Source organism: Photobacterium galatheae (genome assembly GCF_000695255.1).
GTDB lineage: Bacteria > Pseudomonadota > Gammaproteobacteria > Enterobacterales > Vibrionaceae > Photobacterium > Photobacterium galatheae.
This window is the reverse complement of sequence record NZ_JMIB01000024.1, coordinates 21,318-47,681: the sequence shown is the minus strand read 5'-3', so window position 1 is coordinate 47,681 and position 26,364 is coordinate 21,318. Positions and strand designations below refer to the sequence as shown.

General features: G+C 51.1%; 27 protein-coding genes. 13 read left to right on the top strand and 14 right to left on the bottom strand.

Going from position 1 to position 26,364, the window contains the following annotated elements; genetic code table 11:
• The first annotated feature begins 358 nt into the window (after nt 1–358).
• A complete protein-coding gene (locus tag EA58_RS12355) occupies nt 359–1,198 on the top strand; it encodes an endonuclease/exonuclease/phosphatase family protein (RefSeq protein ID WP_036753170.1) in 840 nt (279 codons plus the stop codon).
• On the opposite strand, the gene EA58_RS12350 is transcribed toward EA58_RS12355, so the two are convergent.
• From EA58_RS12350 to gloB, 3 genes are all read right to left on the bottom strand, one after another.
• Nucleotides 1,182–1,871, bottom strand: coding sequence for a YIP1 family protein (locus EA58_RS12350; RefSeq protein ID WP_036753168.1), 690 nt, complete (start codon nt 1,869–1,871; stop codon nt 1,182–1,184). The genes EA58_RS12355 and EA58_RS12350 overlap by 17 nt on opposite strands.
• Nucleotides 1,868–3,472, bottom strand: coding sequence for a LysM peptidoglycan-binding domain-containing protein (locus tag EA58_RS12345; RefSeq protein ID WP_036753166.1), 1,605 nt, complete (start codon nt 3,470–3,472; stop codon nt 1,868–1,870). The genes EA58_RS12350 and EA58_RS12345 overlap by 4 nt, the downstream gene beginning before the upstream one ends.
• A 71-nt stretch (nt 3,473–3,543) precedes the next feature.
• Complete coding sequence (gloB, locus tag EA58_RS12340; RefSeq protein ID WP_036753165.1) at nt 3,544–4,302, bottom strand: hydroxyacylglutathione hydrolase; 759 nt, start codon at nt 4,300–4,302, stop codon at nt 3,544–3,546.
• Between the two features lie 39 nt (nt 4,303–4,341).
• Here gloB and EA58_RS12335 point away from each other — a divergent pair, with 39 nt between their 5' ends.
• On the top strand, nt 4,342–5,085 hold the full coding sequence (locus tag EA58_RS12335; RefSeq protein WP_036753162.1) for a methyltransferase domain-containing protein: 744 nt from the start codon (nt 4,342–4,344) through the stop codon (nt 5,083–5,085).
• A gap of 11 nt (nt 5,086–5,096) precedes the next feature.
• Here EA58_RS12335 and rnhA read toward each other — a convergent pair whose 3' ends face one another.
• Nucleotides 5,097–5,564 carry a ribonuclease HI gene (gene rnhA / locus EA58_RS12330; protein WP_036753160.1) on the bottom strand — a complete coding sequence of 156 codons (468 nt, stop codon included), beginning with the start codon at nt 5,562–5,564 and terminating at the stop codon, nt 5,097–5,099.
• Nucleotides 5,565–5,617: 53 nt separating this feature from the next.
• Between rnhA and dnaQ the strand changes: the two genes are divergently transcribed.
• Nucleotides 5,618–6,349: a DNA polymerase III subunit epsilon gene (dnaQ, locus tag EA58_RS12325; RefSeq protein ID WP_036753157.1), complete on the top strand. Its 732-nt coding sequence runs from the start codon at nt 5,618–5,620 to the stop codon at nt 6,347–6,349.
• A gap of 7 nt (nt 6,350–6,356) precedes the next feature.
• Nucleotides 6,357–7,613, top strand: a complete 1,257-nt coding sequence (locus tag EA58_RS12320) for a TIGR03503 family protein (RefSeq protein ID WP_036753155.1) — start codon at nt 6,357–6,359, stop codon at nt 7,611–7,613.
• A 112-nt stretch (nt 7,614–7,725) separates the two neighbouring features.
• Here the strand turns inward: EA58_RS12320 and fadE are convergent, their stop codons facing one another.
• Nucleotides 7,726–10,179, bottom strand: coding sequence for an acyl-CoA dehydrogenase FadE (fadE, locus tag EA58_RS12315; protein WP_036753152.1), 2,454 nt, complete (start codon nt 10,177–10,179; stop codon nt 7,726–7,728).
• 344 nt (nt 10,180–10,523) lie between these two features.
• On the opposite strand from fadE, the gene lpcA reads away from it, so the two are divergent.
• Together lpcA and EA58_RS12305 are read left to right on the top strand one after the other, a co-directional pair.
• Nucleotides 10,524–11,108 carry a D-sedoheptulose 7-phosphate isomerase gene (gene lpcA, locus EA58_RS12310; RefSeq protein ID WP_036753150.1) on the top strand — a complete coding sequence of 195 codons (585 nt, stop codon included), beginning with the start codon at nt 10,524–10,526 and terminating at the stop codon, nt 11,106–11,108.
• 29 nt (nt 11,109–11,137) lie between these two features.
• The gene (locus EA58_RS12305) at nt 11,138–11,965 is read left to right on the top strand and encodes a class II glutamine amidotransferase (protein ID WP_051642055.1); all 828 of its coding nucleotides are present in this window, start codon (nt 11,138–11,140) and stop codon (nt 11,963–11,965) included.
• A 63-nt stretch (nt 11,966–12,028) separates the two neighbouring features.
• On the opposite strand, the gene purN is transcribed toward EA58_RS12305, so the two are convergent.
• Both purN and purM read right to left on the bottom strand, forming a co-directional pair.
• Nucleotides 12,029–12,673 (bottom strand): phosphoribosylglycinamide formyltransferase, encoded by a 645-nt coding sequence (gene purN / locus EA58_RS12300; RefSeq protein WP_036753147.1) that lies wholly within the window; start codon nt 12,671–12,673, stop codon nt 12,029–12,031.
• A gap of 3 nt (nt 12,674–12,676) precedes the next feature.
• The gene (gene purM / locus EA58_RS12295) at nt 12,677–13,717 is read right to left on the bottom strand and encodes a phosphoribosylformylglycinamidine cyclo-ligase (protein WP_036753145.1); all 1,041 of its coding nucleotides are present in this window, start codon (nt 13,715–13,717) and stop codon (nt 12,677–12,679) included.
• A gap of 194 nt (nt 13,718–13,911) precedes the next feature.
• Here purM and upp point away from each other — a divergent pair, with 194 nt between their 5' ends.
• Nucleotides 13,912–14,538 (top strand): uracil phosphoribosyltransferase, encoded by a 627-nt coding sequence (gene upp / locus EA58_RS12290; RefSeq protein WP_036753143.1) that lies wholly within the window; start codon nt 13,912–13,914, stop codon nt 14,536–14,538.
• 64 nt (nt 14,539–14,602) lie between these two features.
• On the opposite strand, the gene EA58_RS12285 is transcribed toward upp, so the two are convergent.
• A complete protein-coding gene (locus EA58_RS12285) occupies nt 14,603–15,853 on the bottom strand; it encodes a uracil-xanthine permease family protein (RefSeq protein ID WP_036753140.1) in 1,251 nt (416 codons plus the stop codon).
• A gap of 392 nt (nt 15,854–16,245) precedes the next feature.
• Here EA58_RS12285 and EA58_RS12280 point away from each other — a divergent pair, with 392 nt between their 5' ends.
• Nucleotides 16,246–17,424 carry a DUF2066 domain-containing protein gene (locus tag EA58_RS12280; RefSeq protein ID WP_036753137.1) on the top strand — a complete coding sequence of 393 codons (1,179 nt, stop codon included), beginning with the start codon at nt 16,246–16,248 and terminating at the stop codon, nt 17,422–17,424.
• Nucleotides 17,425–17,544: 120 nt separating this feature from the next.
• On the opposite strand, the gene EA58_RS12275 is transcribed toward EA58_RS12280, so the two are convergent.
• The 4 genes from EA58_RS12275 to bepA form a co-directional block, all read right to left on the bottom strand.
• A complete protein-coding gene (locus EA58_RS12275) occupies nt 17,545–17,970 on the bottom strand; it encodes a DUF2069 domain-containing protein (RefSeq protein ID WP_036753134.1) in 426 nt (141 codons plus the stop codon).
• A gap of 23 nt (nt 17,971–17,993) precedes the next feature.
• Nucleotides 17,994–18,581 carry an NAD(P)H:quinone oxidoreductase gene (gene wrbA, locus EA58_RS12270; protein ID WP_036753131.1) on the bottom strand — a complete coding sequence of 196 codons (588 nt, stop codon included), beginning with the start codon at nt 18,579–18,581 and terminating at the stop codon, nt 17,994–17,996.
• The gene (arsC, locus tag EA58_RS12265) at nt 18,581–18,931 is read right to left on the bottom strand and encodes an arsenate reductase (glutaredoxin) (RefSeq protein WP_036753128.1); all 351 of its coding nucleotides are present in this window, start codon (nt 18,929–18,931) and stop codon (nt 18,581–18,583) included. Before arsC ends, wrbA begins: the two co-directional genes overlap by 1 nt.
• Nucleotides 18,932–19,075: 144 nt before the next feature.
• The gene (bepA, locus tag EA58_RS12260; RefSeq protein ID WP_036753125.1) at nt 19,076–20,536 is read right to left on the bottom strand and encodes a beta-barrel assembly-enhancing protease; all 1,461 of its coding nucleotides are present in this window, start codon (nt 20,534–20,536) and stop codon (nt 19,076–19,078) included.
• A gap of 174 nt (nt 20,537–20,710) precedes the next feature.
• Here bepA and EA58_RS12255 point away from each other — a divergent pair, with 174 nt between their 5' ends.
• From EA58_RS12255 to EA58_RS12245, 3 genes are read left to right on the top strand one after another with little or no spacing between them, the layout of a single operon-like run.
• Nucleotides 20,711–20,938, top strand: coding sequence for a sulfurtransferase TusA family protein (locus EA58_RS12255; RefSeq protein WP_036753122.1), 228 nt, complete (start codon nt 20,711–20,713; stop codon nt 20,936–20,938).
• Between the two features lie 7 nt (nt 20,939–20,945).
• The gene (locus EA58_RS12250) at nt 20,946–22,013 is read left to right on the top strand and encodes an AI-2E family transporter (RefSeq protein ID WP_036753118.1); all 1,068 of its coding nucleotides are present in this window, start codon (nt 20,946–20,948) and stop codon (nt 22,011–22,013) included.
• A 25-nt stretch (nt 22,014–22,038) separates the two neighbouring features.
• Complete coding sequence (locus EA58_RS12245; RefSeq protein WP_036753114.1) at nt 22,039–22,902, top strand: DMT family transporter; 864 nt, start codon at nt 22,039–22,041, stop codon at nt 22,900–22,902.
• Between the two features lie 60 nt (nt 22,903–22,962).
• Here the strand turns inward: EA58_RS12245 and bcp are convergent, their stop codons facing one another.
• Together bcp and EA58_RS12235 are read right to left on the bottom strand one after the other, a co-directional pair.
• Entirely contained in the window at nt 22,963–23,433 is a 471-nt protein-coding gene (bcp, locus tag EA58_RS12240; RefSeq protein ID WP_036753112.1) for a thioredoxin-dependent thiol peroxidase, read from the bottom strand.
• Between the two features lie 10 nt (nt 23,434–23,443).
• Nucleotides 23,444–24,001 carry a glycine cleavage system transcriptional repressor gene (locus EA58_RS12235; protein WP_036753109.1) on the bottom strand — a complete coding sequence of 186 codons (558 nt, stop codon included), beginning with the start codon at nt 23,999–24,001 and terminating at the stop codon, nt 23,444–23,446.
• A gap of 289 nt (nt 24,002–24,290) precedes the next feature.
• Between EA58_RS12235 and dapA the strand changes: the two genes are divergently transcribed.
• Both dapA and bamC read left to right on the top strand, forming a co-directional pair.
• Nucleotides 24,291–25,187, top strand: a complete 897-nt coding sequence (dapA, locus tag EA58_RS12230) for a 4-hydroxy-tetrahydrodipicolinate synthase (RefSeq protein WP_036753106.1) — start codon at nt 24,291–24,293, stop codon at nt 25,185–25,187.
• Nucleotides 25,188–25,204: 17 nt separating this feature from the next.
• On the top strand, nt 25,205–26,236 hold the full coding sequence (gene bamC, locus EA58_RS12225; protein ID WP_036753103.1) for an outer membrane protein assembly factor BamC: 1,032 nt from the start codon (nt 25,205–25,207) through the stop codon (nt 26,234–26,236).
• Nucleotides 26,237–26,364: the final 128 nt, after the last annotated feature.

Sequence of the window (26,364 nt, the reverse complement as noted above, 5' to 3'; positions counted from 1 at the left end):
ACTTTATGGGGTCACTTCAACTGCTGAGGCTTTTTTGTATTTGCTGTTTGGCTAGGCTGAGTGGCAACACGCCACATATCCTTTCTTCGTTGATTGTCCAGCAAGTGACTGGGCTCGAAAATGAAGGGGTCTATCGTAAATTCAAGTTTCCTGCCTCCTTTGCCTGATGATCTTCGGTGAAACAGAGCCATAAACTGTGAATGTGTACATCTGCTGATGATAAAATTCAAAAATGATCAGGGAAATTCATCGCTGTTCTTATCTATTTCGTGTGAGTAAACCACAAGGCTGTAAGATGAAACAAAGGCTGAACAGGGAGCCTGAAAAGCGGGATATCGTCATTTAGAAGGAATAAGGAATGCTCAGACGCTTAATATGGTTGATGGGAATTGCAGTTATTTTGTCCGGAGGCGGAGCATATTTTTCATTCGATGTGCCACAGCAGCCCGAGTTAACGGTTGGCTCAGATAACACTCATGCGAACGTTCGCTGTTATGAGGCAGATTCAGATGCTGTCATCGATCGACAGGGCCAGTTGCAAGTGACTGTCTGGAATATTTACAAAGAGCAGCGGGAGAACTGGCGTACGGCATTAGATGCTTTTAGTCAGGGAAGCGATATTGTGTTGTTACAGGAGTCGAGTCTGACAGCTGAATTTCAGCAATACCTGAGAGAAAGTCAGTGGCAGGTGGTCATGGCCAATGCTTTCTCATTTCTGGACACACAAGCTGGTGTGATGAATTTGTCTCGCCATCAGGCAAAGACGACTTGTGCTTATTTAGCCATGGAGCCCTGGTTGCGTTTACCGAAGTCTGCCTTGTTGGCGATCTTTCCTCTTTCTGACGGGACGACATTGACTGTCGTGAATCTGCATGGAATTAATTTTGCTTGGGGGATGGATGAGTATGAGGGGCAATTTAAAGCCTTAACGGCCCAACTGGAGAAAACGAAAGAGCCGGTTCTATTGGCCGGAGATTTTAATACCTGGCGGCAAGAAAGAATGGATGTACTCACTCGATTTATTGAGCAATTGGGGCTTCGTGAGGCCACATTAGAACAAGACCTGCGGGTCAGAGTTTTAGGATGGCCTTTGGATCACCTATTTTACCGCGGCATGCATCTGGAAAGTGCCAAGGCGCCTGCGACAGACGCCTCGGATCATCATCCAATCATTGCACGTTTCAGGTTGTCAGAATAAGCAGTGGCCAGACAACCAGCACTAAAAGCCAGGGTAAGGCAGCGATGACAATAGCTTTAGCGCGATCAATCCCACACCACAGACTGACGGCAATATAGGTCAAGGCTATATACCAAGGTGTCAGCAATGGGATACTGGATGCGAATGCCGCCCAAGGATTGTCCATAGGGAGCTTCAGAAATGCATTCAGACTGTTCAGGTCTGCAGTATTCGGTAAAGCCTGGGTCGGATTGAACAGAATATTCAGATAGCTCGCGAGATCGCCAATCAGTCCGGGAAGCATGATAAAACAGCTCGCTGCCAGCCATTTACCGAAGGTCTGAGGGGCGCTGCTATTTTTGGTCGCGAGATTCAGCCAGAGCGCCAGAAGGAGCAGGTTGGCCGTACGGCCGAAAATATCGCTGAATACCTCACCCGCCAGTAGTACTTCTTTGGTGAGCCATTGCAGCTGACTTTCGTCAGCCAGAATGGAAAGTTGGCTGCGGAGTGTTTCTTGCAGCCACGCCAGATCAACCTGATTAAAATAACTGCCCCAGAGGCCGAATGGTGCCAGTATGAGCAGTAGATAAGGCAGCAGCGCCCATTTGGGACGCTGATGCACTGCGGTGAAACAGTCGACCGGTGAACGGAAGACATCCAGTATGGCTATGAATGGGTTTGCTGAGGGAGTCATACACTTACCTTGGTCACGTCAACAAACAGCTTGAGTTTCTGACCGGGTTGCAGATACTTTTTGTCACCGAGCTGGTTCCATTTGATCACATCAGCCAGTTTCACTTTAAACTTATCTGCAATGACGCTGAGGTTATCGCCTGAACGAACTTCGTAATACACCGTCCGGATCACCCCCCCATTCTTACTGGTTTTCCAGATATTCAGTTTCTGGCCAATTTGTAGCGTAGACTTTTTGCTCAGGCCATTCCACTTCATGATCTCTTTAATGCTGACTTTTTGTTTTTTCGCGATGGTCCACAGGTTATCGCCGGATTCGACTTTGTAAATTGTGCGATAACCGCCCCCATGACTAACCTGAGAGCGCACTTGATTGGTCAGGCTCGGAAATGCATTTTCGCCGTTCATCGCCACTGGGATCAGGATATATTTTCCAGCACGAATGCCCGAGCCATCGATTTTGTTCGCCCGTTGAATCAAGTCAACCGAAGTACGGTGTGTTTTTGCCAGAACACTTAGGCTATCACCTGACTTGATCTGATAGCGGATGACTTTCATGCCCTGACGACCACTTTTTTCGAAAGCTTGGTTGAATGTGTCGACTTTATCTGAGGGAAGTAGCAAGTGAGTTTGGCCATCAGGCGCGGTTGCCCATTGGTTATAGGCCGGGTTCAGTGCTTTCAGTTCAGATAGGGAAAGTCCAGCGTATTTCGCTGCCATTGCCAGATCCATTTGGGTCTTAGGATCGACAGTTTCGACAGCCGTTTCATTGGCGATGAAAGGGACATCGACACCATATTTGTCTTGATTCTTAATGATGTCAGCGACTGCCAGTAATTTCGGTACATAGCCGCTGGTTTCCCGAGGTAGATCCAGCGCCCAGAAGTCAGTCGATTTTCCTGCTTTTTTATTTTCTCGAATCGCCCGGAACACACGTCCTTCCCCCGAGTTATAGGCGGCGAGTGCATGAAGCCAGTTCCCGTCGAAACGGCGATTGAGATATGCCAGCAAATCTAAAGCAGCTTCAGTAGATTGCACGACATCACGACGACCGTCATACCACCAGTTTTGCTTCAGGCCAAACTGTCGGCCCGTACCAGGGATAATTTGCCACAACCCGGCCGCTCGGCCATGGGAATAGGCGAACTGGTCGAAAGAGCTTTCTACGATTGGAAGCAGAGCCAGCTCAAGAGGCATCCCTCGTTTTTCGACAGCTTCAGTGATGTAGTAGAGGAAAGGCTCGGCACGGGAAGAAACAATGGAGAAATGGCCGGGATGTTTCAGATACCAGTTTCGATAATAATTCACGCTTTTATTATCTGGTACATCAAGACGCAATTGCATCGCAATTCGTTGCCAGACATCATCCTGTTCCTGGGGCGTAATGACCGGTGCGGGCACTGGTTCCGCCACCTGGGGCTGCACTGCAGTTGCAAGTGGAGAGGGGCTGACGACGTCGTTTTGTATGGAAGTCGGATGACTGTTATCTTGCGCAGTGGCTGCACTTTCTTGATTGGTTGCCACAGATTCTTGTTGTGAATTTTCTGTGATCTGACAACCCGCCAACAGCAGCGCACTTGCTAAAAAAAATCGGGATTTCATGTAACCTGCCTTTAACCAAAATCGCAGGTGATAATACTTGGCGGAAGGTACAGGTTACAAGTGACAGCCCTTCAAAAAATGTCCTTCCATCGGCGCAGGGCAGCGAAGGTTTCAAGGTCACTGTCATTAAATGCTTTATCGGCCACCGCTTTTTTGATGCTTGGCTGATCACAGCGCAGGAAAGGATTGATTCGTTTTTCCTGCCCCATATTGGAAGGAATGGTACTGATTCCACGTGCACGGCGCTGGCTGACCTCTTCACGATAGCGCTGCAGATGTGGATTATCCTGTTCAGCCACTAAAGCAAAAGCTAAATTGCTGCTGGTATATTCGTGTGCACAAAAAACTTCAGTCTCATCGGGCAGGGCTGCCAATTTTTGTAACGAATTGTACATTTGAGCGGGTGTCCCCTCGAAAAGGCGACCACACCCTGCGGAAAATAAAGTATCGCCGCAGAAAAGTTTGCCATCGCCCACATACGCAATATGGCCGGCCGTATGACCCGGTACACTTAACACCATGAAGCGCTCGCCAAAAATATCAATTTGGTCGCCATCTTCAACAGATTGAGTTAAACCGGGGATAGCTTCGCTTCCCGGGCCTACAATATTGCAAGATGGGAAAGCGCGCTTGAGTTCGCTGATGCCACCGACATGATCATGATGGTGGTGAGTAATTAGAATGGCTTCCAGTGTCAGAGCATCTTCGCGCAGTCGGGTCAGAACCGGCGTGGCATCCCCAGGATCAACGACAACACAACGGTTATCTGGTCCCTGTATGAGCCAGATGTAATTGTCGTGAAATGCAGGTATGCTCTTCATCGTTAACATAAAATTGTCTCCAGTCCTTGATGTGGTGAATCATCATTTATGAAGCCAGCCCGCACGATAAAATCCATCGACACACCCTATTCCTGGTCTCAATTGGTACAGGGAGAATGGGCGGCGCAACTGCTGCAGGCCCAGCTGGACGAGTGGTGGCCGAGACTGTTTGGCTACCATTTACTGAAACTGGGAGGCCTGAGCTGCGAACTCGTCAGTGGCCATTGTAACATCAGGCATCAGGTTTGTATTGATCGCGATAATTCGCTTCGTAACCTGGAAGCCGATCCGATGGCACTACCGTTTCTGGAAAAGTCTTTTGATGCCTGTGTCTTAGCGCATCAACTTGATTTTTGCCGGGATCCTCATAACTTGCTTCGGGAAGTCGACCGGGTTCTTGTTGATGACGGTTACCTGCTGATCAGCGGTTACAACCCGCTCAGCCTGCATGGTTTGCGTGGTTTGCTGCCCTGGAACCGGAAGCGTGCGCCTTGGTCTGGCCGGATGTTCATGCCGATGCGGGTGAAAGACTGGCTGGGCGTGCTGAACTATGAAGTGGTCTTTCATGAAAATCTGGCAATCTTGCCACCCACCCGATATCCGGCATTTTCTGCCTGGGCGGAAAGCATGCTCTCTGGCTCTTTATCCGGTATTGGCGGGATGTACCTGATTGTGGCCAGAAAACGTACTTTTCCACTCAAACCCATTAAACCGAGCTGGAAGCTCAGACGACAGCTGACACCGATTGGTGTGAACTGCCGTACGCAGGTCAGCGAAAAGCAATCGGGATAATCTGACTCGCTTTAACTGGCTTCCTGATAACCATGGTCATCTTTGACCGGGGATTCTGCCGCCTGACGGGCAAGCTCGTCACAGCGCTCATTTTCGGGGTGTCCTGCATGCCCTTTCACCCAGTGCCAGCGGACCTGATGGCGTTGTGTTTCTTGATCCAGCTGCTGCCAGAGATCCGCGTTTTTGACCGGCTTTTTATCGGCGGTTTTCCAGCCGCGTTTTTTCCAGTTGTGAATCCACTGAGTGATGCCCTGACGGACGTACTGGCTGTCTGTGGTCAAATCAACGCTGCATGACTCTTTCAGACTCGCCAGCCCGACAATGGCCGCCAGCAGTTCCATCCGGTTGTTGGTTGTCATGAAAAAGCCGTCGCTCAGCTCTTTGACATGGCCTTTATAGCGTAAAATTGTGCCGTAACCCCCCGGGCCCGGATTACCGAGGCAAGAACCATCGGTGAAAATCTCTACCTGCTTGGTCATCTTTGGTAGTATTCGTCTTAAGATAAAAAACCAAGTCTGACATAACCAATACTATGAATGCCACCAATGAACGCATAATTGTATTCGATACCGAAACAACCGGTATGAATATGACCGGCCCTCACTACGAAGGGCATCGCATTGTGGAAATCGGTGCGGTGGAAATTATCAACCGTAAATTTACCGGCCGGACCTTCCACGTCTATATCAAACCTGATCGACCGATTGATGCTGAAGCGGTCGCGGTTCACGGGATCACCGATGAATTCCTGCGTGATAAACCCACTTACGCAGAGATTCATCAAGAGTTCATGGACTTTATTCGCGGTGCTGAGCTGGTTGCCCATAACGCGCCGTTCGATATCGGGTTTATGGACTATGAGTTCCGCAAGCTTGACCCGTCGATAGGGAAGACCACGGACTACTGTTCCGTGACCGATACCCTGGAGATGGCAAAGAAGATCTTCCCGGGGAAACGGAACAATCTGGACGTGCTCTGTTCGCGTTATGGGATTGATAACTCGCACCGGACGTTGCACGGCGCCTTGCTCGATGCCGAAATTCTGGCCGATGTTTATCTGATGATGACCGGTGGCCAGACGTCACTGGCCCTGCATGCAGCCGGAGAAGAAAGTGACAGTGGTGCAGAAAGTGGCATACGACGTCTGACCAGCGGACGGAAAACATTAAAGGTTATCCGGGCTTCTGCCGATGAACTAGAAGCGCACGAAGCGCGTTTAGATATCATTGAGAAAAAAGGTGACGTCACACTCTGGCGTCAATAGGAGAACTATGCGAAGGCTAGCGTTACTGTCTACATTGATTCCGGCGCTGCTTGGCACACAAAGTGTTCAGGCGGCGTCTTGGCTGGATAACCGTTTCAGGGTTGATCCAACCGTCAAACAGGTGGCCTTCGTGGTGGAAAGAGAAACCAAGAATCAGAATGTGGTTCTGGTGAGGCCTGATGGGGTGAAGTATTACCCGTGGCGGCATCCTGACAATGTGGCCTGGCACGAAGAGTCAGGCATGGACATCATTACCATTGAAAATCCCATGCCTGGCCCCTGGCAGGCTGTGGGTCGGGTCAGTCAGAAGAATCAGGTGAAGGTTCTTTCAAATCTGAAATTGAATGTAACCGCTCTGCCTGAACGGCTTTACCAGAGCGAAAGCTATAAGTTTACCGCGCGTTTGACGCAGGATGGTCAGTTGCTGACCGATCGTGATTTTCTCGATCGGGTGAAAATGTCCGTGAATTTCTACGAATATGTGGATCAGCCGGAAACGCTGGCAGAGGATTCCCTGCCAACGCCTCTGTCGCTGGGAGAGTTTGCGGATGACGGACTGGGGCTGGATGAAGCACCGGGTGATGGCGTCTTTACCGTTGCGCTCCCGGTGGATATTCAGCCCGGCCGTTACCGGGTGAAAATCACGTCCGGAAATGGGATATTCCTGCGGACTTATGAGCAGGAGGTCTTGGTTTATCCGCCGCCGTTGTTACCGACCTTTATTCAGGCCCGAACGACAGAAGAGCCTCATCAATTGGTGGTGACTTCAGATGAAGGCATGATTGGGCCGGGTTCACTCTCGGCTCATATTGAGCTGGAAGCTCCGGATGGCAATGTGATGGTCAGTCAGGAGCAGGCTGAACCGGAAATGACGAGCCTGGAAATGGTGGTGCCAAACCGCCAACAGCCCGGGAGTTATGCCTGGTCTGGCTGGCTTTATGCCACAGACACATTCCAGCAACGCCCGTTGGTTTTCCCATTGCCGAAAAGTCATTTTGCGATCACTGCTGTTCTGCAACTGGATAAAAATCTTGAAGAGTACCGGGCTCGTCAGGAAGAAAAAGCACGGCTAGAGGAAGAAAAGCGCCGGCTGGAAGAGCAGATGGCTGCCCGAAGTCAGGCGTGGAAGCTGATTCTGGGTGGAAATGGTGTCATTGTTCTGATTGCGGCGGTTTGGGTCTTGCTCAGAAGACGCCGAAACAAGCCGGTAGCACTTGAATCTGACGCAACAAAGCTGGAAATTCCGCCGGATATGAAAGTGTAGTCCTGGGATTCAAGGTATTTCAGACAGATTCAGCACGGGACAGTTAAAGGTAAAGAAAAGGGAAGCATTGCGCTTCCCTTTTTGATGATTTTTTCAATGCCATCCTTGCGGATTACGCGGCGTCCTCAATGCCTTTTGGCATGTCTGAAACGCCGGCGATTAAACGCTGGGGGTCGAAGTCATCGACGTTGATGGTACGCAGGCGTCCTGCTTCGGCACGGCGCAGCAGTGCGGCTTCATCTTCGTTAATCGCTTTCAGTTCAAGACCGGTTTCAGCAACTAAATCCAGCTGCATGAATGGCAGTTTCTTGCCAGCAGCCTGACAGACGCGGTCATACAGTGGCTCTGCCGCCAGAATATCTTTCAGTGCCGCTTCCATCATACCCACCGGGTTGCTCTCAATCGCTTCCAGGAATTGGCCACGACCCAGACGGTCACGGGTTTCACTTGGCGTTTGCAGCATCACGGCCAGTTTGTGATCCAGTTTGTCGCTTGGCTGAACGCGAGATAGGCCAAGTGGCAGGATCATGACGCGTAGCAGACCTGCAACGATACGGCTCGGGAAGTTACGCAGGAACTGGTCGATTGCCTGTTCAGACTGATACAGCGCATCCTGCAAACCCCAGTGAACCAGAGGCAGATCTTCTTGCTTGCAGCCATCATCGGCATAGCGTTTCAGCGTCGCAGACGCCAGGTACAGTTGGCTCAGGATGTCACCCAAACGGGCAGACAAACGTTCTTTGCGTTTCAGTGAGCCGCCCAGCACAGCCATCGACATGTCAGACAGCAGAGCCATGTTGGCACTGTAGCGGTTCAGTTGCTGGTAGTAGCGTTTGGTTGCATCTTTACGCGGTGCAGATGAACCGCGACCGTCTGTCAGACCCAGCCAGAAAGAACGAACCAGATTGCTGATGACAAAGCCCACGTGGCCAAACAGGGCACCGTCAAAGTCAGTCAGCGCCTGACGCTGATCTTCGTTGTATGCGGCGTTCATTTCAGCCAGAACGTACGGATGACAGCGGATCGCCCCCTGACCATAGATGATCATTGAGCGGGTCAGGATGTTGGCCCCTTCAACTGTGATGGCAATCGGCGCGCCCTGATAACCACGAGCCAGGAAGTTGTTCGGACCCAGACAGATCCCTTTCCCGCCGATAATATCCATGGCATCGATGATGCCGCGCTGGCTACGGTGAGTACAGTGGTACTTCACGATCGCAGAGATCACAGAGGGCTTCTCACCCAGATCAATTCCGGAGACGGTCAGTGCACTGGCTGCATCCAGCACATAGGCGTTACCCGCGATACGAGCCAGTGGCTCTTCAATCCCTTCCATCTTGCCGATTGGCAGTTTGAACTGACGACGGATTCGTGCATAAGCACCGGTTGCCAGTGCCGTGGTTTTCAGACCGCCTGTCGTGTTCGACGGCAGGGTAATTCCGCGTCCAACCGACAGACATTCAACCAGCATACGCCAGCCCTGACCGGCCATATCCTGACCACCAATGATGAAGCTCAGTGGTACGAAAATCTTGTCGCCTTGTGTCGGTCCGTTTTGGAACGGGACGTTCAACGGGAAATGGCGGCGGCCGATTTTGACGCCTTCCAGATCGGTTGGGATCAGCGCACAGGTAATACCCAGCTCTTCTTCGTCACCCAGCAAATGCTCAGGATCGTACAGTTTAAAAGCCAGACCCAGCACTGTGGCAACCGGGGCAAGCGTGATGTAACGTTTATTCCAGGTCAGCTCCATCCCCAGAACTTCTTCACCCTGCCATTGGCCTTTTTTCACAATTCCGAAGTCAGGAATGGCACCTGCGTCAGAACCAGCTTCCGGGCTGGTCAGCGCAAAACAAGGAATTTCCTTACCGGCTGCCAGGCGTGGCAGGTAATGGTCTTTCTGATCTTCAGTACCATAGTGTTGCAGCAGCTCACCCGGACCTAAAGAGTTCGGTACACCGACGGTAGAAGACAGCACCATAGAGACACTGGACAGCTTTTGCAGCACCAGCGATTGGGCATAGGCAGAGAATTCCAGACCACCATATTCTTTCTTGATGATCATGGCGAAGAATTTGTTGTCTTTCAGGTATTGCCAGATCTCTGGTGGCAGATCAGCCAGGTCATGGGTGATTTCGAAATCGTCGACCATACGGCAGACTTCGTTAACCGGACCGTCCAGGAACGCTTTTTCTTCAGCGCTCAGGCGAGGAGCCGGAATATCATGCAGTTTGTTCCAGTCTGGCGCACCCCGGAACAGATCGGCTTCCCACCAGACTGTACCAGCATCAATCGCTTCTTTTTCAGTGCGTGACATTTCAGGCATCACACCTTTGAAGGCTTTTAGCGCTGGTTTACTCAGCAGTTTTTGACGCAGCGCCTGCAGGTTGAGTGGCAAAGCGATGATCAGGAATGCCAGCCAGCTTAATTCGCCTGTGATATCCAGCAGTGTGCCGACAGCCAGTGCTGCCGCAAAAACCAGGGTAAAGGTTCGCAGACTGGCCCTGTGATAGGCGAGCAGACCGGTTATCCCTAATAACCCCAGCAAGTACACGAGTGTAGCCATTCTATCTTCTCCTTAATCAGGAATATTCTCTTCGGGTATTATGTGTTTTATTTAGCGATAGGTAAGAGGTCATACCACTTGGTTTAAGTGTAAGATGAAGTTTGCCGAAATGTAAAAACTTTTTTTGTGATTTGATGAGTAAGTTCGCATTGTGGTTTGATGAATAAGGCGACGAAAGGGGCGAAAAAAAAGCGGGGAAACGGTTTCCTTACTGGTTTAGCCACTGATATTGGGCGTAAATCACTGGTTTTGCCGTTCAGCGAGTCGACACTTCCTAGGGTTTGTAGGTAAACTGCCAGCCAGGGCATATCCTTGCATCATCAATCATTCACAGAGAAAAGCCTATGTACCAAGATCTCATTCGTTCCGAGCTGACTGAAGCGGCTGATGTACTGAATCGATTTATCAGTGATGAAAAGAATCTGGCAGATATTGAAGCGGCAGCCAAGCTGTTGGCTGAATCATTCAAGCAGGGAGGGAAAGTACTGTCCTGCGGAAATGGTGGTTCACACTGTGATGCCATGCATTTTGCCGAAGAGCTGACCGGCCGTTATCGTGATAACCGTCCGGGCTACCCTGGGATTGCGATTTCTGATCCAAGCCATCTGTCTTGTGTCAGTAATGATTTTGGCTACGAATATGTTTTTTCACGTTACCTGGAAGCGGTCGGCGCAAAAGGGGATGTGCTGTTCGGTCTGTCGACTTCAGGCAATTCTGGCAATATTCTCAAAGCCATTGAAGCCGCAAAGGCGAAAGACATGAAAGTGATTGCACTGACGGGGAAAGACGGTGGCAAAATGGCTGGACTGGCCGATGTGGAAATCCGAGTGCCACATTTCGGCTATGCTGATCGTATTCAGGAAGTACACATTAAGATTATTCACATTCTGATTATGCTGGTGGAAAAGGAAATGGCAGGTGCTGAGTAATTCAGCGTTGTACTGAGGAAGAAGGAAATATGTGTGAGTTGCTTGGCATGAGTGCCAATGTGCCAACGGATATTTGTTTTAGTTTTACTGGCTTGATGCAACGGGGCGGCAGAACCGGTCCTCATGCGGATGGCTGGGGGATCACTTTCTATGAAGGGAAGGGATTTCGTACTTTTAAAGATCCGAAGCCCAGCTGTCATTCGAAAATTGCCGAGTTAGTTCAGCAGTATCCGATTAAAAGCTGCGCGGTGATCAGCCATATTCGCCAAGCCAATCGGGGCGGGGTATGTCTGGAAAATACCCATCCGTTTACCCGTGAATTGTGGGGACGTTACTGGACCTTTGCCCATAATGGCCAGTTGTCTGGTTATGATTCACTGGAAACCGGCCGTTATCAGCCGGTGGGAGATACCGACAGTGAAATTGCTTTCTGTTGGTTGCTGAACCAGATTGATTCACACTTTCCTCAGCCACCGGAAGACTGGAGCCAGATCTTTCGGTTGATCGCCGAGCGTTGTGATGACCTGCGAAAGCTTGGTGTGTATAACATGTTGCTCAGTGATGGCGAATTTGTCCTGACTTATTGTTCCAACAATCTGCACTGGATCACCCGAAGGGCACCTTTCGGGAAAGCATCCTTGATTGATGAAGACGTCACGATCGATTTTCAGCAGGAAACCACGCCTAATGATGTGGTGACTGTGATTGCCACCCAACCGCTGACCAATGATGAGCGTTGGCACAACATGGAAACCGGTGAATTTGCTGTTTTCCATTATGGGGAGCTGATCCACTGTCGGAAACTTGAGGTTCCGGAAGCACCGCCGCCATCACCCGGTCAGAACGAATCTGTTTAAAACACCATCAAAAATGCGGCTGTGAAAGCCGCATTTTTATATTCAGAGGTATCTCAGGTGAGATTATTCGTCCGCAGCGTAACCATGTTGTGGCAGTCGCACACCATCCAGATAAGCGGCATCATCTTGCATGACGACCCGACCTTCCAGGAACCACTGACAGACCAGCGGATAAATCCGGTGCTCCTGTTGCTGCACCCGCGCCATCACCTCTTCGGCGGTATCGCCTGCGAAGATTGGCACTTTGGCCTGCAAAATGACGGGGCCGCCATCCAGCTCTTCTGTGACGAAATGAACACTGGTACCGTGTTCTGTATCACCGGCATCCAGCGCCCGTTGGTGGGTGTGCAGGCCGGTGTATTTGGGCAGCAGTGACGGGTGGATGTTGAGCATCCGTCCTTCATAGTGGCGAACGAATTCGCCACTCAGGATCCGCATGTAGCCGGCTAAGACGACCAAATCTGGCTGATAACCATCCATGATTTCAGTCAGAGCCCGATCGAAGGTGTCACGATCGGCATAATCTTTAGCAGCCAGATGAGCTGTTGCAATGCCAGCATTGCGTGCCCGCTCCAGACCATAAGCATCGGCTTTATTTGAAATCACTGCGGCAATGCGGCCGTGTGTGATCACATCACTTTCACAGGCATCAATGATCGCTTGTAAGTTCGAGCCGCTGCCGGAAATCAGGACAACAATGTTTTTCATTGCTTAGTTGATCTCCACCTGGGCTTCTCCCTCAGCAGCCTGTGCAATGGTGCCCAGCAGCCAGGCATTTTCCCCTTCAGCATTGAGCAGCTCGACTGCTTGTGCAGCCTGAGCCTGTGGCAGAGCGATGACCAGGCCAACGCCGCAGTTGAATGTGCGGTACATTTCGTGGGTTTCGACGTTACCGGCTTGTTGCAGCCAGTTGAAGACTGCTGGCCATTCCCAGCTGTTACCGTCGATCACAGCTTTGGTGTTTTCTGGCAGGACGCGAGGAATGTTTTCCCAGAAACCGCCGCCTGTGATGTGCGAAATCGCGTGCAGTTCGCAGCTTTCCATCAGCTTCAGAACAGATTTGACATAAATACGGGTGGGTTCCAGCAGGTGTTCCGACAGGGCTTTACCTTCAAGGTCTTTGCTCAAATCGGCCTGAGAGACTTCGATGATTTTACGGATCAGAGAATAACCGTTGGAATGAGGGCCGCTGGAGGCGACTGCAATCAGGGCATCGCCTGCCTGGACTTTGGTGCCGTCAATCACTTCAGCCTTTTCAACCACACCGACACAGAAACCCGCAACATCGTAATCTTCGCCATGGTACATACCCGGCATTTCAGCAGTCTCACCACCAATCAGGGCACAGCCGGCTTGCACGCAGCCTTCACCGATGCCACTGACGACACTGGCCGCGGTCTCTACATCCAGTTTTCCGGTTGCATAGTAGTCGAGGAAAAACAGCGGTTCAGCACCTTGTACAATCAGGTCATTGACGCACATGGCCACCAGATCAATTCCAATGGTGTCATGTTTTTTCAGATCCATCGCCAGACGCAGTTTCGTACCGACACCGTCTGTTCCGGAGACCAGAACAGGCTCTTTGTATTTCGTCGGCAGTGAACACAGGGCACCAAAACCACCCAAACCGCCCATGACTTCAGGACGCGTCGTGCGTTTGACCACCCCTTTGATTCGATCAACCAGGGCATTCCCTGCATCAATATCGACACCTGCATCTTTGTAACTTAGAGAAGAATGATTACCGCTCACAACAGATCCTCACCGGTTAAATCGTAAAATCCGCAGTATGATAACAGTAGTCAGGGCGGAAAGGAAAACGTTTGCGTCAAATATTCCCGGTGACGGAAACCTGACCAGAGAAGTCGCTATTTCCTACCTGTCAGAGGATGGTCTAGTGTATAATGGATCGATTTTTTTGAAACTTTGTTGTGTAGGAGTCCAAGATGAAAGTCGTTGAGGTAAAACACCCGCTGGTGAAACATAAAATTGGTCTGATGCGTGAAGGTGACATCAGCACCAAGCGTTTCCGTGAGTTGGCGACGGAAGTGGGTAGCCTGCTGACTTATGAAGCGACGTCTGACTTCGAAACAGAAACCATTACCATTGAAGGTTGGAACGGCCCGGTTCAGGTCGAGCAAATCAAGGGTAAAAAAGTGACCGTTGTGCCGATTTTGCGTGCGGGTCTGGGTATGATGGATGGTGTGCTGGAGCACATGCCAAGTGCTCGTATCAGTACAGTCGGTATCTATCGCGATGAAGAAACACTGGAGCCTGTGCCGTATTTCCATAAGTTGGCTTCTAATATTGATGAGCGTATGGCGCTGGTGGTTGATCCGATGCTGGCAACCGGTGGTTCGATGATTGCGACGATCGACCTGCTGAAAGAGCACGGTTGTAGCTCTATCAAGGTGCTGGTTCTGGTTGCTGCTCCTGAAGGGATCGCCGCACTGGAGAAAGCGCATCCGGATGTTGAGCTGTACACTGCAGCGATTGACGAGAAGCTGAATGATAAAGGCTATATCGTCCCGGGTCTGGGTGATGCGGGTGACAAGATCTTCGGCACCAAATAATTGGCCGAAATGTAAAAAAAACCGGCATTACGCCGGTTTTTTGTTTCAGAATCATTCAGGTATTTTATGTGTCTGATGATTCCATCTGTGCATTGTCGACGACGTGGTTTTCGCCTAAATCTTTTGGCAGGACCAGATTCAGAATAATCGCAACGATACCGCACAGGCTGACCCCTTGCAGGCTGAACTCTCCAATTCCGAAGGCCATGCCGCCGATTCCGAATACCAGTGTGACCGCAACAATCACCAGATTGCGTGACTTGTGTAAATCGACCTGATTTTTGATCAGTGTATTGAGGCCGACAGTCGCAATCGAACCAAACAGCAGGATCATAATCCCACCCATCACCGGCACAGGAATGGTTTGCAGGATGGCGCCCAGTTTACCGACAAAAGCCAGAACAATTGCAGTGATCGCACTCCAGGTCATGATGGCCGGATTGAAAGCTTTGGTCAGCATGACTGCACCCGTAACTTCAGAATAAGTGGTGTTTGGCGGCGCACCGACCAAAGAGGCTGCAATGGTTGCGACACCGTCGCCGGCCATGGTGCGATGCAGACCCGGCTTCTTCAGGTAGTCTTTCCCAGTAACATTGGAAATCGCCAGCATATCGCCGACATGTTCAACGGCCGGGGCAATTGCAACCGGGATCATGAACAATACGGCATTGATGTTGAATTCAGGCATGGTGAAATTTGGCATAGCGAGCCAGCTGGCCTCCTGCACCGGCGTGAAATCTACCACACCGAAAAACAGGCTGGTGCCGTAACCGGCCAGAATGCCCGCCATGATAGGAACCAGTCTGAACATCCCTTTTGCGAACACGCTGACCAGAATGGTAACCAGCAGAGAAATACAGGCAATCCACAGCGCAGCATCCCCGTTGACAATCTGGATAGAACCGTCACCACTTTTTCCCAGCGCCATATTCACTGCTGCCGGCGCCAGTCCAAGTCCAATCACCATAATGACCGGGCCAACGACAACAGGTGGCAGTAATTTATGGATGATACCGACACCGCGAACTTTGATGATTGTGGCCATCAGCAGGTAAACCACACCGGCCATCATCAGACCCCCAAGTGTTGCGGGGATACCCCAGGCTTGCACACCGTAAAGAATGGGAGCGATAAAAGCGAAAGAGGAGGCAAGGAAGATAGGGACACTGCGTTTCGTGATGACTTGAAAAAGAAGCGTACCGATACCGGCACCAAAGAGGGCAACATTGGGATCCAGTCCGGTTAACAGCGGAACAAGAACCAGTGCGCCAAAGGCTACAAATAGCATTTGTACCCCTTGCAATATCTGCATCATTGTCACAATTCTCCCTTGGTATAAAAAAAATCGCGCAATGCTAGCACAAGAGCAAACGTTTCCCCAGAGATCTGGCACATTAATTTATGAACTTCTCACTGAGGGGGCGTATGAAAGCGATCAGTCGACGACGATGTTCTGTCGTCTTTGCTGCAACGGAAATGCGTGTTGTTCTGAAGAGTCAACACGCATTCATCCTGTTTTTCGCCCAGAACTTTAACGTCTGCCCGTTTTTGGTATTTTTTTATGGCAATTAACGTTATTTGGCTGAGCCTGAGGTATAGTTAGGCCTGTCAGCGAGTCTGGTCAGGAAATGGCAGACAGCGATGGATAAAAACGAATTATGGGATGTCTGACATCCTTGACTAACACTGAAATTCTACGAGTGACTTATGTGGCGTTTTGCTTTTTTTCTTGGAGCGCTAATCGCGTTACCGCTACAGGCCGCAACGGTTGAGACCTTATATCAGGCGCAGGTTTCCCTGCCGGATACAGACAGTCAAACGACGAGGGCTGCACGGGCAACGGCCTTACAGCAGGTGCTGGTGAAGGTTTCTGGCCAAAGCAATATTTCTGACAACGAAGTGATCCAGAAAGCGCTGGAAAATAACAGCACTTATGTCAGTCAGTTGGGTCATAGCAGCGTGAATGGTCAGCCGACGTTGGATGTCAGCTTTGATCGTGAGAAAATTCGTACCCTGCTGACTCAGGCGAATGCAACGTTTTGGTCAGAGCAGCGTCCGACGATTTTGGTCTGGCTGATTGAAGATAAGCATCGTGATCGTGCGATTGTTTTCGATCAGTCTGATAATGCACTGCAACGTCCGTTGAATCAGGCTGCTGCACTGCGGGGTGTACCGTTGTTGCTGCCAATTGGTGACTTTGAAGATGTGACGGCGATTAGTGTACCGGATCTCTGGGGCGGATTTGTGCAGCCCATTGCGAAGGCGAGTACTCGTTACCAGCCTGATGCTGTGATGGTTGTTCGCGTGAAGGGGAGTGATGCGAAGACTCAGCTCACCTGGCAGCTGTTCCCGGGTTCTCCGTCAGCCATGCTGGACGGTCAAGCAGAACCGGTTGAGGGGCGCACCAACGGCTCGGTGGCGATTCAGGAGATGATGAATACGGTTGCCGATCATCTGGCTGCGCGTTATGCCATTCAGTTGGGGGGGGCGACAGAGGGCGGATTTGCGATTGAAGTAGCGAATATTCGGCATGTTGAAGATTTTTTTCAGCTGGAATCGTTGCTGAAGGCGATGAGCTCTGTGGCTGAAGTGAATGCAACTCACCTGCAAGGGGATCGCGTTCGTTTTTCCATTCAGTTGTTGGGTAACGAACAGGCTTTTGCCCGTGAACTGAGTATGGAACCTCGCCTGCAGTCGCAACCGGTGACTTCTCTGGTTCGTGAAATGGCTGTGGAAGGCGCAACCGGTGTTGCACCGGAAGGTGTGATTGTGCCGACCTCCCGTGAAGGTTCTGCCTCTGAACCACTACCTCAGCTTGATGTGTCTGCAACTCGCAGTGCGACTGCATCTGGAATCAGCCAGTATTACTGGAATCCGAATGCCTAATGGCTGCGGATAGCGGATTCAAAATTGCAGATTGAAAAAAGAACCCCGGCCAACTGCCGGGGTTCTTTTTTACATTGTTCCTGTGAAACCAGCCGATGGTCGTGATGGTTTGAAGGACAATTATTGATCGCCGTGTGCTTCGCGCTCTTCACGTTCGACCTGAGACAGCTTCTTCAGTTTATTCCCAAGTTCCCGTCCGCGTGCTCGGGCAAACAAAATGTTGCCGAAGAAAGCGGCCGTGGTCAGCCCCAGTTCGACCAGTGCCAACCAGCGTTCACCGCCGTCCACCCAGAGCAGCGTCAAGGCATGGAGGAAGTAAAACATCAGGATGAAGTTGGCCCAGGCGTGGGTGTAAGGCTTACCTTCCAGAATGCCTTTCATCGGCAGCAGCAAGGGCAGGATCCACATACCGGCAACAATATAGTTATTCAGGTGCGGGTGTGGCGAGATGACACTTTGCCAAAGCGCAACCCATAGCAGCAGTGACAGGTTCGCGGTCAGCGCAAAATAGCGCAGATTCTGGGTAGATGGGCTCATAGGTTCCATGATCAAATCCTTTCGCTGCGGTTTCACGCAGGCGACACTGATTGCAACTTGAGGGCTGTCTGTGCCAGCCTTTTGCCTAATGCCTGTGCCAGCGCAGCTTCTTCTTCTGTCAGTCCGCCTTGCTGATTCAGGTGAGATGCCCCATAAGGGGTGCCACCGGATTGGGTGGTATGCAGATGTGGCTCAGAGTAGGGCAGACCCAGAACCAGCATGCCATGGTGCAGCAGTGGCAGCAGCATGGACTGCAATGTTGTTTCCTGCCCGCCGTGCATGGAAGATGAGGCGGTAAATACACAGGCCGGTTTACCAATCAGGCTGCCAGACAGCCATTGTGCACTGGTGCTGTCGATAAAGTGTTTCAGCGGCGCTGCCATGTTACCAAAGCGTACCGGACTGCCCAGTGCCAGCCCCTGACAGGTTTCCAGATCGGTCTGAGTGACAAACGGGTCGCCGTCAGAGATAGCTTCCTGTTCACCATTGGCACGGATATCTGGCACAGTGCGCAGGATGGCTTCACAGCCTTCGATTTGTCCGATCCCTCGTGCGATCTGACGCGCCAGTTGCCGGGTGCTGCCGTGCCGGCTGTAGTAAAGCACCAGAATCGGCAACATTACAGAATATCCAGTACTTGTTCCGGCGGGCGACCCAGCGCGGCTTTGTCGCCATTGACCACAATTGGGCGCTCAATCAGCTTTGGGTTGGCTGCCATGGCTTCCAGCAGCGCCTGCTCAGAAACAGAAGCATCGCCAAGGTTCAGGGTTTGATAAACATCTTCCTTGGTGCGCATCATCTGGCGGGCAGAGTCGAAACCAAGTTTACGCTGAAGCTCAGCCAGCTGAGCCGCAGATGGCGTTTCTTCCAGATATTTGATGATATCCGGCTGAATTCCTTTGCTTTCGAGCAGGTTCAGCGTTTCACGGCTCTTGGAGCAGCGCGGGTTGTGATAAATCGTGATAGACATAGTTTCTCCTGAGAGCATCAAAATGGATATGCCCGTCGGATAAGACGGGCTAAATGACTGATATTGTAGTGGACTGTCCGGCAACAGGAAAAGGAAATGCCGTGAGACTGTTAGCCGGATCGGTTTTGTGGCGTTCAGGTGCGGTTACAAATCAGCAAAACGGGCCCGTGCCAGACGTAACTGGTCAATCCGGGCATCGTAACGGGCTTGATCCAGTGAGCCGACTTCCACAATCTGACTGGCCTGAATATAGTTTTGGATTGCTTTTTCCCAGTCGCCGCGGAGTGCCATCATTTCGGCCCTTGCGGCAAGTTCACCATCACGGCGTCCTGTCCCGGCATAAGCTTCAGCCAGCATGCTCCAGCCGTTGATATCCTCAGGATTATCATAGGTAAAACGGCTCAGTAGCGTCAGGCTTTCTTTTGCCCGCCCGGCTTTTAAATACGCGTGTGCCAGATTCAGCCTTAGCACCGCATTGGCGGGATTGGATTTCAGCGCCTGTTGAAGACGGTTGATGGCATGGTCATATCGCTGCTGGAACAGATCCAGATCGGTTGCGGAATCAAGAAAGAAACGATTCCCGGGTTCGGCTTTGAGCAAAGGCATCAGGAATGCTTCTGCTTCTTTGTATTTGCCGCTGTCCATCAGCACCAGTGCTTTTCCGTAGTTGACGGCCATTTTTTCGGCACCACGGGCTTTTTTGCCTTTTCGTTCAAACCAGTCCAGCGCATTTTGGCTGTCGAGGTTGGCATAACGGGCAATCACTCTGGCCTGCGCCAGCAGGTAGCTTTCGGATATCTGAACCCGCTGCAGAGGATACTGTGCAGCGCGGTTGCGGGTATCGGCGATACGCGATTCCGGCAAGGGGTGAGTCAGCAGCATGGCCGGTGGGGTGCTGGCGTAGCGGTATTGATCGGCCAGGCGGCCAAAAAAGGTTGGCATGGCCTGAACGTCAAATCCGGATTTTGCCAAAGTTGCGATACCAATCCGGTCGGCTTCCATTTCATTACTGCGGGTGTAGTTGATCTGCCCCTGAACTGAGGCAGCTGTGGTGGCTTGAATTGCCGCAATACCGGCTTCAGGAGAGGCGATGGCTAACATCAGTGAGCCAATCAGTGCTGCCATGGTGGCCGGTGATTTTTTGGCCTGATCTTCCATGCTGCGTGCCAGATGGCGCTGGGTGATATGGGCAATTTCGTGTGCCATGACCGAAGCCAGTTCACTTTCACTCTGGGCATGAAGAAAAAGACCAGAGTGCAGGGCCACGTGGCCACCAAAGAAAGCGAAGGCGTTCACTTCGCGGTTCTGGATCAGGAAAAATTCAAATGGCGTGCGGACATCCTGCGCATTGGCAACCAGTTTATGTCCCAGATCCTGTACATATTCTGTGAGCAGCGGGTCATTGATGATCGGTTTGCTGGCTCGTAGCATGCGCATATAGGCATCGCCGTATTCCAGCTCTTTTTCTATGGTCAGTGTTGAAGCCGCAGTGGTTCCGATCTCTGGAAGCTTTTCCAGAGGAGCTTCCGCCTGAATGACAGACGGGGCCGAACTCAGCAGTGCGCAGAGCAATAGGCAAACTGGCTTTTTAGTCAATCGAAGCATAGAAATGGTGGTCGCCTTCCATTCGGGTTGTTGTTATGTCGATTACGGAGCTGATAACAGTTAAATAATCGATGAATCAACTGATATGACAACAAAAGATCCAGTCTGTTTCTTTCTTGTCGTCATCATGTTATTTACAATAACCTGTTGGATAATAACCGCCCGTGCATAAGAATGGAAATACCCAAACTGGATTTAACCGATGCCCGCTGTCCGCTGGCGTTATTAATTGCGAAACGGGCCTGTCATGGTCTGGGTGTCGGGCACACCCTGGATATCCATGTTTGTGACACAGGGGCCCGACAGGATATACCACGCTATCTGTTGCAACAGGGCTTTGACGTCCGGGTGCAGTCAGATGAACCACAGTTACTTGTGATTACCGTTACGAAAAGGTTGTGACGCTTCTATGCTGGAAATGATTAGTCGCTGGTATCAGCGCAGGTTTTCTGACCCTCATGCGGTCAGTCTGGTGGCGATTCTTGTGATGGGTTTCATCACCATTTATTTTTTCGGCAACCTGATTGCGCCTTTTCTGGTCGCGATTGTACTGGCTTATTTACTTGAGTGGCCTGTGATGTTCCTGACCCGGTTCAGGCTTCCCCGCACTCTGGCAGTGACGCTCGTGTTATTGCTGTTTTCCAGCCTGATGATCATGGCGGTGTTCGGCCTGATCCCGATGATCTGGCATCAGGTCAGTAATCTGCTATCTGATGTGCCCAGTATGTTTAATGATCTGCAGCGCTATGTTTCCAGCCTGCCAGAGCGATATCCGGAACTGGTGCAGCCTGAGCAGATCACGACTGTGATGAACAGTTTGCGAACTAAAGTGCTGGGGATGGGAGAAACCGCTCTGAAAGGTTCGGTGGCCTCTCTGCTGAGTCTGGCGACACTGGCAGTCTATTTGATTCTGGTACCGCTACTGGTCTTTTTCTTGTTGAAAGACAAGGACGAAATGCTGAATACCCTGAGCCGTCTGTTACCGAGAAATCGTCGTCTGGCGAGTAAGGTCGGTGCAGAGATGAACGAGCAAATCTCGAACTATATTCGTGGCAAAGTGACGGAAATTATTATTGTCGGCGTGGCCAGCTATATTACGTTTGCGCTGCTTGATCTGCGTTATTCTTTGTTGCTGGCGGTGCTGGTCGGGCTTTCTGTACTGATCCCTTACATCGGTGCTGCGGCTGTGACAGTACCGGTTGCGATGGTGGGCCTGTTCCAATGGGGGCTGACCCCGGATTTCTGGTGGTTGCTGGTGGCTTACGGCATCATTCAGGCACTGGATGGGAATGTGCTGGTTCCGGTCTTGTTTTCTGAAGCGGTGAACCTTCACCCGGTTGCGATTATTGTATCAGTTTTAGTTTTTGGCGGATTATGGGGCTTCTGGGGGGTCTTTTTCGCGATCCCATTGGCTACACTGGTGAAAGCGGTCTGGCATGCGCTGCCAGCCACCGATCATGCTGAAGATATGCCATAACAGATGAAGAAAACCGGGAGGGAGCATGCCGATACCTTTCAGAGTATTGATGTTCACCTCCTTGGCCATGTTGGCTTTTGCTGCCAACTCCCTCCTCAACAGAGTTGCCTTATCTGAGACAGACATTGATCCCGCCAGTTTTACCCTGATTCGGTTAGTATCGGGTGCTGTGTTGCTGTGGCTGCTTCATCGGCTGAAAACCCCGGTTCACACACGCACCGTCAGCGTGGCAGGAAGCTGGATCTCTGCTTTCTCATTGTTTGTGTATGCTGCCGGCTTTTCTTTTGCCTATCTGAGCCTGACTGCGGCGACTGGTGCCTTGCTGCTGTTTGCTGCCGTACAAATCACCATGATGGCTGTGGCGGTGTGGCGCGGAGAACGAATGACGTTCTGGCAATTGACGGGGTTTATGCTGGCACTGGCTGGTCTGTCGGTTCTGTTGTTACCCGGCGTATCTGCACCCTCCTGGCAAGGTGCATTGCTGATGATGACGGCCGGAGGCGCATGGGGAATCTATACCCTCAGAGGACAGGGGACAACGGATCCCCTGCATGTTACGGCGGGTAATTTTTTGCGGGCGGTGCCAATGGCAGTGGTTTGTTGTTTGCTTGTGGGAAGAACGCACTTTGACAGCCTCGGCGTGATGTATGCCATTTTATCTGGTGGTGTTGCATCCGGGCTCGGGTATGCCATCTGGTACAGTGTGCTGCCTTTTTTACCCGCGATGAGCGCGGCAACTGTGCAGCTCAGCGTGCCTGTACTGGCTGCTCTGGGGGGCGTTATTTTCCTGTCGGAGTCGGTGAGTATACGACTCTTCATCGCATCCGTTGCTATCTTAGGCGGCATTGCTGTGGTTTTGTGGGGCAAGACAGCCCCTCAACCGGAGTAGGCCGTTTGGGTTGCAAAAAAAGGCCGCATCGAGCGGCCTTCTGATGAGCAGAGAATAAACTTAATTGTTTTCTTTCAGGTAGTTCAGCACGACTTCGTGGTGATCTTTGGTCTTAAACTTATTGAAAACATGCTCAATCACACCCTCTTCGTTGATCAGGAAGCTGATGCGATGCAAGCCATCATAGGTTTTCCCCATGAACTTTTTCTCTCCCCAGACACCGAATTGCTCAGCAACGGCGTGGTCTTCGTCTGACAGCAGGGTAAAATTCAGGTTGTCGCGTTCGATAAACTTCGGCAGACGTTTGACTGGATCAATACTGATCCCCAGGACCACAACATTTTGGGCATCCAGCTCAGCTTTGCTGTCACGCAGCCCGCAAGCCTGCACAGTGCACCCTGGCGTCATTGCTTTGGGATAGAAATAGGCCAGCACCTTTTTCCCTTTGAAATCGTTCAGGCTGACAGGTGCACCATTTTGATCCAGAAGCGTAAATTCAGGTGCAGGGGTACCTGCAGTCAAGGTTTGCATGTGTTGTTCCTTATTTTTCTTTCGGATTATGGCCGGTAAATGTCACGGTGCCTGCGACTTGCACCGTTTGGCACAGGTCTTCAAATTCTTCCTGTAAAGACATCAGGTTGCAACCTTCCGGCAGGTTCGTACTCAGTTGCAGGGTCAGTTGGTCTTCCCCATGGTTGTCTTCGTTATCTTCAGCTTCCTGTGAGTGGGCGCTGAGTGCCGAAATGTCTATCTGGCGCGTGGCACAGAAATGGGTGAACTTCTCAATGAGCCCCAGCGCATCGTTTCCCTCGATATGGAATTCAGCCGTATAAGGGTAAAAACGGTGTTCGTGCCGGGTTGTACGTTTCATCATGGTCAGCAAATCAAGCTGCTGGGCCTGCAATGGGAGTGTTGCCTCAACCCGTGCAATGGACGAGGCTGTGCCAGACAGGAGCAGGATAAAAGTGAATTCGCTGCCGAAAATCGCCAGTCTGCTGTCTTCAATATTGCAACCGCTCTGGGAGACATGTCGGGTGATTTCATCGGTAATGCCCGGCCGGTCGGTGCCAATCGCGGTAATAACGAGGTAGTGTTCCATACAGTTTCACATTGATGACATTCATGCATGCATGGTAGCACAGCAAACTTATCTCCTGCCATGAAGTTACCGGAACAAATGATGATATGGTGAGGAAAGATATATTTTGTTGCGTAATGCCCTGCAACTGGCGTAACTCACTGGTTTAATCGACTTTTGACAGGGGATCACAGGCTTGGCAATAGCGGATACATTCTGGGCATCTATGACAGCTATTTTACATTCTGCTCGCTTGTGTTTACTGTCACTGAAAAGTACCATGAGAAATCAATAAAAAAGGGAGATCGACATGTTTACTGGTAGCATGGTAGCGCTAGTTACGCCCTTGGATGAAGTCGGTGAAGTAGATTACGCCAGCCTGAAATCCTTGGTTGAATATCATATTGCAGCAGGCACAGATGCGCTGGTTGCTGTAGGAACCACAGGCGAGTCCGCCACGCTGACGGTTGAAGAGCACGTGAAAGTCGTGCTGAAGACAGTTGATTTTGCTCAGGGTCGTATCCCTGTGATTGCCGGTACAGGCGCAAATGCCACCCATGAAGCCATCACTTTCAGTAAACTTTTCTCCGGTACGGGTGTTGCGGCTTGCCTGACTGTGACGCCTTACTACAACAAACCGACACAGGAAGGTTTGTATCAGCACTTCAAGGCGATTTCTGAAGCCACCGACCTGCCACAAATTCTGTATAACGTTCCGGGTCGTACTTCTGTCGACATGCTGCCGGAAACCGTGGCGCGCCTGGCGAAGCTGGATAACATTATTGGCATTAAAGATGCGACCGGTGATTTGTCCCGTGTCGTAAAAACCCGGGAACTTTGCGGCGAAGATTTCCTCCAATTTAGCGGTGATGATGCAACAGGTCTGGAATTTGTCGCACTTGGCGGCCATGGTGTGATTTCGGTGACGGCAAACATTGCTGCGCAGGAGATGGCAACCATGTTCAAACTGGCCTTAAATGGCGAGGTTGAAGCTGCGAAAGCCATTGACGCGAAATTAATGCCACTGCACAAGAACCTGTTCATTGAGTCCAATCCCATTCCGGTGAAATGGGCAGCGCATAAAATGGGGCTGATCCAGTACGGGACATTACGTCTGCCGTTGACGCCACTGAGCAAAGAGGCTGAACCCGTTGTGTTGCAAGCGTTGAAAGATGCGAAACTGCTGCCTTCACTGGCTACCGCATAGGAACGTAAGAGCTCTACATGAATGTAAATTACAGGCTGGCAGTTACGGCTGTCATGGTCGCGACACTGGCTGGCTGTTCGGGTGGTGCTGAGCGCCGCCGTCAGGCAAATCAGGATTTTAATTATCTGGAAACTGCACCGCTCAGCAGCTGGAACAGCCCAAGTGGCGGCGCGGCAACGGTGTCGGGCGAATATAGCATTCCGGCTGCCGAGTATGCCGGTGTCATTGGTAAAGCGGTCGATATCCGTCCCCCGCAACAGGTGCTTGCGCTGATTCCGGGAGCCAGAGCTGTCCATAATGCTGATGGGACGGTGAGTCTGCAACTAGTCAAAGCTGAAGAGCTGAATGAACTCTGGACGCTGACAAAGCGTCTTGGCAAAGAGAGAAATATTGCTTTTGATGTTGACACCGCACAGACGCTCGAAACCAGTTGGGTTCAGTGGAACAACGAAGATGAAGACACTGAAATCAGCAGCCGGTATCGGATCACCCGCTCCAGTGAGAATGGCCAGAACCTGTATACCATTAAACTGCTGGACTGGCGTGAAGCCGGTGTAGACAAATCTGTAAGCCTGGTGAATCAGGAACGCTACAGTATTTTGATGACCAATTTGGTCATGGCGAAATACGACGCTTACGAGCGTGAGAAAGCCCGCTTGCGTGCGCAGGAACTGGTCAAACAAATCCCAATCAGCATGGGGCGTGATCGGAGCGGCCTGCCCGTGATTATTGCGCGTGCGCCTTATAATGTGTTCTGGGAGCGTTTACCGAGCCTGTTGCAGATGCTGGGCTTCACGGTAGACAGCCGAAATCGTTCACAGGGAACCGTAGATGTCGCTTTCCGTGCCCCGGATGATGATTTCTGGACTGAGCTGGGCATTCAGCCGCTTCAGCTCACGAACCGGGATTACAAATTACAGCTGGGTGATCTGGGGAACCGGACATCAATCACCGTCACGGATGAAGACGGTAAGCCGATCACTGAGGAAGCGCTGGAAAGTTTAGCGCCGGTACTGGCGGCCGCGATTGATAAAGAGAATCAAAGTTGATGCTTTCAGGCTGTAGCGTTTTTACAGCCTGAACCGTTTCAATTTTTGAAACAGAGACAAAAAACGCTTCGGATTCAATGATCCCGAAGCGTTTTTTTATGGCTGAAACGTTTTGATGTGCTTAGTGA